Annotated in this window: 9 protein-coding genes; all 9 read right to left on the reverse strand. The window is 41.9% G+C overall.

From position 1 onward, the window contains the following. Positions 1-130 precede the first annotated feature (130 nt). The gene (locus AB4140_RS19210) at positions 131-361 is read right to left on the reverse strand and encodes a helix-turn-helix transcriptional regulator (RefSeq protein ID WP_102436328.1); all 231 of its coding nucleotides are present in this window, start codon (positions 359-361) and stop codon (positions 131-133) included. After that, positions 354-851, reverse strand: coding sequence for a hypothetical protein (locus AB4140_RS19215; protein ID WP_102436330.1), 498 nt, complete (start codon positions 849-851; stop codon positions 354-356). Before AB4140_RS19215 ends, AB4140_RS19210 begins: the two co-directional genes overlap by 8 nt. A gap of 114 nt (positions 852-965) precedes the next feature. Then, a complete protein-coding gene (locus tag AB4140_RS19220) occupies positions 966-1,361 on the reverse strand; it encodes a GFA family protein (protein WP_102436332.1) in 396 nt (131 codons plus the stop codon). A 121-nt stretch (positions 1,362-1,482) separates the two neighbouring features. Further along, the gene (locus AB4140_RS19225) at positions 1,483-1,812 is read right to left on the reverse strand and encodes a YbaB/EbfC family nucleoid-associated protein (protein ID WP_076542292.1); all 330 of its coding nucleotides are present in this window, start codon (positions 1,810-1,812) and stop codon (positions 1,483-1,485) included. Positions 1,813-1,942: 130 nt separating this feature from the next. Then, a complete protein-coding gene (gene dnaX, locus AB4140_RS19230; protein WP_102532185.1) occupies positions 1,943-4,657 on the reverse strand; it encodes a DNA polymerase III subunit gamma/tau in 2,715 nt (904 codons plus the stop codon). Positions 4,658-4,876: 219 nt separating this feature from the next. After that, a complete protein-coding gene (gene apt / locus AB4140_RS19235; RefSeq protein WP_198589273.1) occupies positions 4,877-5,428 on the reverse strand; it encodes an adenine phosphoribosyltransferase in 552 nt (183 codons plus the stop codon). Positions 5,429-5,586: 158 nt separating this feature from the next. Next, positions 5,587-5,952 (reverse strand): YbaN family protein, encoded by a 366-nt coding sequence (locus tag AB4140_RS19240; protein WP_102436336.1) that lies wholly within the window; start codon positions 5,950-5,952, stop codon positions 5,587-5,589. 349 nt (positions 5,953-6,301) lie between these two features. Beyond that, entirely contained in the window at positions 6,302-7,051 is a 750-nt protein-coding gene (locus tag AB4140_RS19245; protein ID WP_102436340.1) for a DUF2063 domain-containing protein, read from the reverse strand. Further along, a complete protein-coding gene (locus AB4140_RS19250; protein WP_102436342.1) occupies positions 7,051-7,884 on the reverse strand; it encodes a DUF692 domain-containing protein in 834 nt (277 codons plus the stop codon). Before AB4140_RS19250 ends, AB4140_RS19245 begins: the two co-directional genes overlap by 1 nt. Positions 7,885-8,162 lie beyond the last annotated feature (278 nt).

Here is an 8,162-nt window from a genome sequence, read left to right on the forward strand (position 1 = left end):
AATTATGATTGCGACAAAAGAATGATGTTATTGCTAATGCTACTCACAACACAGAACTCGTCAGTTCGGTTAGCGTTTCTTTGTCAGTATTAACTGTTGCCAAGGCTAGCTAGCTTGCTAACTATTAGTGCTAGGACTTAGTATCACTTTCGGGGTGATAACTGAATACCTGATCTAGCGGCAGTTCAAACACTTCAGCAATTTTAAAAGCCACTTCAAGAGTGGGTGAATACTTATTAGACTCAATGGCCATCACGGTTTGCCTAGTGACACCTATTAATTCAGCAAGCTGCTTTTGTGTCATTTCACCATTTAAAAAACGCAAGGTGCGGATAGCGTTAGAAATCGCCGGTTTACTCATAAATATCACCTGTACGCCCCTTGTATAGCTGCACCCCATAAAATGCCAGCTCAGCACACAAAAAAGACACCACTAAAATATGCAGCGGCGCATGAGCAAAGCCCAATTGTGATAGACCAAGGTCATTGGCTTCAACACTGTATTGCACTATGGCCAGTATCACGCCTACATTCAAAATAATCGCTGAATACTTATAGCCAATGAGATTAATTTGTTTTTCGCGTACATCCATAGGTTGTGACAGTTCATCGTCTGTGATTAATGCCAGAGCAATGTAGCTCACCACCATTAGCACTACTGAATAAATTATAATTTCTAAAAAGATACCTGAAATCCACTGTATTGAAGCTAATTCTTCAGGGCTAGCATGAAATAAGCTGCTACCATAAAAATAGAAAATATAGCCCGTTACCAGTAAATCAACGGATAAAGTGACTTCTCGAAAGCTCGTTTCTTGCAGCCATTGCAGTAATTTATTTGCATTACTCATGTTAATTAAACCTCACTTGGTGTTAACTATTTTTGACATGCATTTAGTTTAGGCTAACAATCAACCATGTCAAATATTTTTAACCTTGGGTTAACAAATTAATGCTTTTATCGCTTAGCTGTCTGCGGGGTGATTTATACCATCGTTAAGCACAACATCATCAATATCAAAAGGATTAACACCTTCTAAGCAGCCAATGTTATAGCCATATTCTGTAGGATTAGAGCGACGTTGATGGTGGGTATAAATACCGCAATGGCGACAAAAGTAGTGCTTAGCAGTGTGGGTATTAAATTGATATAACTTGAGAGCATCCGCGCCTTTTACGATTTGAATGCCAGCTAATTCTACCGAGCCCACAATGGCGCCTTTTCTGCGACAAATTGAGCAATCACAGCGTCTTGGCTTTTCAATGCCATTGGGTAATGAAAGTGATAATACAACCGCGCCGCAATGACAACTGGCTAAGTGTTTCGACTTTATAACGGTTTCACCGACCTTGGTTAGCATAATATATCCTTATAAGACTCTGACATGGCGGTACAATTTAGCAGAAAATTTAATCTGAACGAAACGCGATCAAAAAAGCCCAAGATAAACTTGGGCTTTTGAATCTTAAAACCTTTAAGATTTAGAATGGCATTTTCATTCCTGGAGGTAATTGCATACCGCCAGTGACTTCAGCCATCTTAGTCTTTTGGTTTTCTTCGATGCGACGTGCTGCGTCATTGAATGCTGCAGCAATAAGATCTTCCAACATTTCTTTGTCGTCTTCCATCAAACTAGGGTCGATGTCAACTTTACGAATGTTGTGTGAACCCGTCATGGTCACTTTAACTAAACCTGCACCCGCTTCACCGGTCATTTCAGTGCGTGCGATTTCTTCCTGCATTTTAGCCATTTTGTCTTGCATCATTTGGGCTTGTTTCATTAAGTTGCCCATACCGCCTTTTCCAAACATAGTCTTTTCTCTTAATTAGGTTATTAGCAAGCAGCCAAAGTGGGGCTAATCTTACTGAAAAAAAATAAATTGGCAATAAATCCGCGGCTATTGCTATCAAAGTTTTGACGCCTATAACGCTTTAGCTGTTTTATTGAACAGTCAATGCTGGAATTTGTTGCCCTATCGCCTGTAGCTTTTCAACCGGATACACTAAAGTATCTGGATTTAGCTGAGCCGCTAAACGAGTAAACATCCATTGTACTTTGTCATCGTTAATTAAAGCGTAATTTGCATTAGCTAATAACTCTCGATGAAATCTTTTACGCAATTCAAGTGGGGTTTCATGTTGTGGATCAAGCCCAACCTGAATTTGCACCTTTGTGTCTTCGCCCAAAAGCTCCGATAAGGCAATTTGTAATTGCTCAATCGCCACTTCGGCGGATAAATGTTTTTGATCCGGTTTAAGTAATAACGGGATCGGATTGTCCAGTCGTTGGCATACCGAGTTAACGGCGAGCTGTCTTACCCTGCCGCCTATGCTTAACTGCGACATAATTTTGTACCAGTGCAAATCTAGGCTATCACCTGAGATTTCATGGTGACCGTTTAATGCCACTTCAGTCGATACGTGAGCGACTGCTGTCTCAGCCACTGGGGCATTATTCTCAGCTGACGCTATGGCAGTGTGTGCATGCTGACGACTTCCCGGCTCCTCATTAACAGCGCTTGTTGGCACTTCAACGGCGGCGATAGTAGTTTGTGCATTGTCAACTGCCATGTTAGTTGCTGCACTATGGCTCACCTCAGGCTCAGTTGTTGCTATTGCAGTTAAAACTGAAGCTGCAGGTAATTCAGTGGGCTTTTCCCATGGCGGTCTATCTGCTGCATCATTTGCTGCACTTGTGTTTACTTGCGTGGTTACATCAATAGTAGCATCAACTGTGGCGGTATTTTCAATCGACTGCATTTTCGCTTTGGGTGCAGGAATTTTAATACTTGGATTGGCTACCGCCTGTTGCTTTTTTGCTTGTTCACCTTCTTCGGCTAGCGAATTTAATTCCGCCTTTAATGAATCATTGGTAGCGAGCACAGCATCAAGTAAAGCATCCATGTCGCTTAAGTCAGCTTCTGTAGTATCAACGGTTGTTTGCTCAAGCTTAGCTTGCGCGGCACTAGTTTGCTGAACATTAGCTTGCGGAGTACTTGCTTCTGCCTGCTGATATTGATTGTGATCGTCGTTATCAAATTCAGCATAAGATTCGTCACTTGCCTGAGCAAACTGCTCGTAGGCATCAATGGGCATCTCATTTGACGATGTTGTTGATGTGACAGGCTGAGTTTCAATTGCTGGCGTTTCTACTCTAGGTGTTTCTACTGCAGCGGCTTTAACTGCTGGCGCTGCAATAACGCCTGAGTCAACTGCTTGCGTTTCAGTCGCTGCTTGCTGATTGAAACCTAAACTGTCAGCTTGACTAAGGATAATAGCTTGCTCTGCGGCTATCTCGGGAGCAGCATTTAGATTATCGTCCTCAGCTGCGATACTTGCAGTTTGTGGCAGCGTTATTGCCGCAGACACAGAACTGCTATCAACTGCAGTATTGCTTACTTGGGCTGGCTTAGTAGCCGTTATTGCTTCATTGTCTGCAACTGAAGCGCCTGCATTATTTGTAGCAGTGTCAGCCTTCGAGCTAACCGGCGCCGATTTAACCGTTTCTGGGGTCACGGGGTCTGGCGTCAATGAAATCGTTACTGGCTCATCGGTGTGCCAACGTTTAACGGGCTTTTCAGGTACAAATGCCACGGCTCTAAGTAACGCCATTTCAAGACCTGATTTAGGATCAGGAGCAAAGCCTAATTCTTTGCGACCCGTTAACAATAACTGATAGTAAAGCTGCACTTGCTCAAGGGTTAATTGCTGAGCAAAGGCTAAAATTTGTTCGCTGTATAACGACTGCTGCGCCGCGGCTGGCGCAAACTGCGTTAAGGTAATTTGGTGGAGTAATTCCAATAAACTGCGCAGCACCTCATCGGCATCTGCGCCAAAACTCAGCACTTGCTGAATAGTTTGCATTAAGTTAGCAATATCGGCATCACATAAGGCTTTTAGCAGCACTAAGACTTGCTGGGCATCAATACTGCCAAGCATGGTTTGCACCTGTTGGTGCATCACTTGGCCGCTACCAAAGGCAATCGCTTGATCGGTTAAGCTCAGGGCATCACGCATACTGCCGTTAGCCGCTTTTGCCAATAGTGTTAATGCTTGGGGCTCAAAGGTTAATTGCTCTTGAGTTAAGATAAAATCTAGCTGCTTAGTAATTTCATCTTGAGACAGACTTTTTAAATTAAATTGTAAACAGCGAGACAACACAGTCACCGGCAATTTTTGCGGATCTGTGGTGGCCAGTAGAAATTTCACATGCTCAGGCGGCTCTTCAAGGGTTTTCAGTAAGGCATTAAAACTACTTCGAGACAGCATATGTACTTCATCGATTAAGTAGACTTTGTAACGGCCTCTTGAAGGCTTATATTGCACGTTATCAAGTAGCTCACGGGTATCATCGACCTTAGTTCTTGAGGCCGCATCCACTTCAATAAGATCAACAAACCTGCCTTGGGCAATTTCAACACAACTTGAACACACGCCACAAGGTGTCGAAGTGACCCCTTGCTCACAGTTAAGCCCCTTAGCAAATAGGCGCGCTAAACTGGTTTTACCCACACCTCGAGTGCCAGTAAATAAATACGCATGATGTAATCGTTGCTGTGTGAGTGCATTTGTAAGTGCCAGTAGAACATGTGACTGCCCTACCATTTCTTCAAATTTGGCAGGGCGCCATTTACGGGCTAACACCTGATAAGACATGGAATTCCCCAAGCTTTAATGAAACGGGATGATCTAAATAATACCAATGGTAATTAATTGTACCCGAAAATAAAAATAACAATAGCATGCTCATCAATCACAGGCTATTGCTACTCTAAAAGGCTGGATAATTTGCTGAAGATTCAATCGATGCAGAGCAAAAATCAGGCTTTATTGAGTTAAGCTCAACAAAGCCGCTAACATATTATGCGTGCTTGGCTATTCGCCTTCAAACTCACATAAGGTCAATAACTCAACCCCTAAACCTTCAAGACGTTTTTCGCCGCCGATATCTGGCAGAGAAATAACAAATGCAGCGTGCTTAACTTCGCCGCCTAATTCACGGATTAATTTTACCGTTGCTTCAATGGTGCCGCCTGTAGCAAGTAAGTCATCAACGACCAATACTTTATCTTCAGGGGTGATCGCATCTACGTGAATTTCTAAGGTGTCTTTACCGTATTCAAGATCGTATGTTTGCGCAATCGTCTTTCTCGGCAATTTTCCCGGCTTACGTACGGGTACAAAACCAATACCAAGCTCTAATGCTAATGGCGCACCGAATAAAAATCCACGCGCTTCAGTACCGACAACTTTAGTGAAACCTTGATCTTTATAATGCTCTACAAATAAAGCGATAGTGGCTTTATAAGCTTCAGAGTCTTCTAAAAGGCTGGTGACATCGCGAAACATAATGCCTGGGATTGGGTAATCAGGAATAGCTTTAATACTGTTTTTGATAAGCGCTAAACGTTCTGAGTTCATAGTCATATTAGATAATCTATTGTAAAAGGAATGTTTTAATAGCCATCATTTTCAATATCATTAGCTTGAAATTGAAAATATAGTTTCTGGCATATCACTCAATGGCAGTGATACTAAGCATGTTTTAAGATAGTTGCAACTAACGAGCAAATTAAAGGTAACTTTTAATCTAACTCTGGGATCTGCCACAGATAAACCAGTAGGCAACATAACATGCAAGCGAGCATCACTTTCACCCAAACTAATGGCACAATTAAAATGCTCACAACAAAGCTTAAGGTGGTCATTATCATGGCTTTTTTCTTCAACCGTTTGTTGATTGCTCGTTTATCTTGCCAATCATTTAACCCTTGAGCAAACCAAGGATGAGTCATCAACCAGTGATGCATCCGCGTACTTGAGCGGGCAAAACAATAAGCAGCCAGCAAGATAAAAGGCACTGTTGGTAATAAGGGCACCACAATACCAATGGTGCCAAGCGTTAAGCTCGTTAAACCAGTAATGAGGAACAAGCCTCGTTTTAACGCCATATGACTCCAAGCCCAAATCAAAAAAAACCATTCAATAGAATGGTTTTTGGATAACCGACTCTATGACTTAACTGAGCGGTATAATAACTGAGATTGGCAGTTAAATTAAGCCTGCAAGTCGCAAGGCAGATAGAGACGCTGGTAGCGTTGGTAACAATAAAACAAGAATAAAACCAATAAAATACATAATGTTAAATGGGTCTTTAAACGGCTGACTCATAGTTTTTACTTCCTAACAGTAATGTTGGCCGCCTTACAGCAGCGTGAACTGGATCACAAAATTCGCGCTATTGTATGTAAAAAGACTTTTAATATAAACCACAAATTAAGTAGGAGTTTTATCCACTGTTTAAGCCTGTGTTAACGAACAGATAACCCTTTTGTCGGCCAATTGTTGCAACATTTGCAAGCAGCCATTAGATAAGGTTTCCGGCGTCATCTGTGGGTAGGTCTCGCTAAGCCATGTCAATACATCATTAAAGTAACATTGCTCGGCTTGAGCAATATAGGCTAACACTTGGGCTGTTAATGGGTTTAACTTTAAAAAGTTAACTTCATCATGTTCATCGCGATAAACACAAAAGCTTTGCCCCTGCTCACTGGGCTCTGTGGGTTGGTAATCGACACTGATGTGTTGCACATCATATTGATATTGCGCCACAGTGGCGGTCACTGACAGCTTTAGCGGTAGCTCGGTAATCAAGTCTTTGGCAATTGGCTGCTCATTAACATCATCGAAAACAGTGGCAATATATAACTCTAGCCATTCGTAATGTGCTAGCTCCAACATAAAGGCAGGGTCGTAATCCGCAGGCTGATATTGAGTTTGCAAAAAACAGATAAACTCTTGGGATATTTCAATAAATATGGGGGTTTTACAGTCAAAACTTACAAAAAACTGTTGAATGAGTTTGGTCCATGCATCATCAGTATAAAGACTTTTCAGTACCGGAAACGCGCCTGACACAAAGCCATTGATGTTATTGAAAAATAGCTCACGGTAAACATTCATTCGCTCAAATGTCATGCCTTGTGGCAGTGGCTTGCTGGGATCGCGAATATAATCCATAAAGGCTTGTTGAGTGTTAATAAAATCCATTAAGCACTCCTTTTGATCGCTTTTGCGGCTTGTTGATAGCGATGAATTTGATTGATCTCTTGCAGTAATTCAGCGGTTTTGGGGATATTAAAGTCACGCTCTAATAATGTCGGAAACACCCCATGTTGCTGATAACTCTGTTGCAATAATTGCCAAACAGGATCAATCACATCAGCGCCGTGGGTATCGACCATTAACTGGGATGATTCTTCATAATGACCCGCGATATGCATATATTCAATCCGCTTGGTCGGCATTGAGCTGAGAAATTCAGCGGCATCATATTGATGGTTTATTGAGTTTACATAAATATTATTAACATCAAGCAGCAGTTTACAATCTGCCTCATCCAGCACAGCATTAACAAATTGCTGCTCAGTCATTTTCGCACCGGGCGCAGCGTAGAAAGACACATTTTCTAAAATAAACGGCCGCTCTAAAATATCTTCAACTTGGTTAATACGCTTTGCAACATAAGTTACCGCTTCTTCGGTAAAGGGGATCGGCATTAAGTCATACATGTGGCCGCTACCAGAGCAATAACTTAAGTGCTCAGAGTAGATATTGATTTGATGGCTATCTAAAAAGCGTTTTACTTGCTTAACGAACTCAGTATCTAACGCATGTGGGCTGCCGATAGATAAAGATAAACCATGGCAAAAAAATTCATGTTGCTCTGTAAGTTGCCTAAACTGCTTACCAAACTTACCGCCTAGGGTCATCCAGTTTTCAGGCGCCACTTCGAAAAAGTTTATTTCATCAGGCACATGCTGACAAAACTCATCAAGCATTTCTCGGCGCAAACCCAGTCCCACTGTTGCTTGTTTTGCCATTTATCACCTCAAACACACAATTAATCAGTTAAATTAATGAAAGTTACCAACTAAAAAGGCCTGTATAACAGGCCTTATATTGGCGTAGATTTAATCGGCATGAAAGCTATAAATCGATTTCTGCTGCTAAATCAGCCTGCTAATCATCAGATTGATTATTTAGCACCACCACACTTACCTTCACCACATTTGCCTTCTTTGGCTTTACCTTCAGCCGCTTTTTTCATCTCGCCGCCGCACTTACCTTCGCCACATTTTCCTTCTTTGGCTTTTTTCAT

It is taken from the genome of Shewanella sp. 10N.286.51.B2 (assembly GCF_041469265.1).
Lineage (GTDB): Bacteria > Pseudomonadota > Gammaproteobacteria > Enterobacterales > Shewanellaceae > Shewanella.